The sequence below is a fragment of the Streptomyces sp. T39 genome (genome assembly GCF_008042045.1).
Classification (GTDB): domain Bacteria; phylum Actinomycetota; class Actinomycetes; order Streptomycetales; family Streptomycetaceae; genus Streptomyces.
Map to the genome: position 1 here is coordinate 1 of NZ_RDBP01000251.1, position 622 is coordinate 622.

Consider the following 622-nt stretch of genomic DNA (forward strand, 5'->3'; position numbering starts at 1 on the left):
CGTCGTGGCCCCCGCCCCCAGGGCGAAGGACCACGGCCTTCGGCGTGTCCGTGCACCGGAGGTGGGGCCGGAGGCGTTCCCGTCGAAGTCGAGGCAGCCCTCCACCGAGCGGCCGGTGGTGTCGCCCAGTCGACCCGCCACGCGTACCGGATGCGGTCGGGGCTCTCGTCCGGCATCCCCTTGGTCGGCAGCGAGCGGGCCTCGCCGGAACCGCCGGATCCGCCCGACACCGACGCCGGGGAGCAACGCCCCGGACGGCGCCTCGCACCCACGAGGTCGACGCCCCGGCACGGACACCGGTGTCCCCGGCGGGCGAGGCCCGCCGGGGACACCGGTGACGGGACGTCAGTGGAAGAAGTGCCGCGTCCCGGTGAAGTACATCGTCACGCCGGCCTTCCCGGCGGCCTCGACGACCAGCTCGTCGCGGACCGAACCGCCCGGCTGCACCACGGCCTTGACGCCTGCGGCCGTCAGGATCTCCAGGCCGTCGGGGAAGGGGAAGAACGCGTCCGAGGCGGCGTACGCCCCGCGGGCGCGCTCCTCACCCGCGCGCTCCACGGCCAGCTTCGCCGAGTCGACACGGTTGACCTGGCCCATGCCGACGCCGACCGAGGCGCCGTCC

The 622-nt window shown here is 75.4% G+C and carries 1 pseudogene; it reads right to left on the reverse strand.

Annotated elements, in window-relative coordinates:
• Positions 1-345 precede the first annotated feature (345 nt).
• Positions 346-622: pseudogene (purH, locus tag EAO77_RS37825) on the reverse strand (bifunctional phosphoribosylaminoimidazolecarboxamide formyltransferase/IMP cyclohydrolase); the annotation flags it as partial.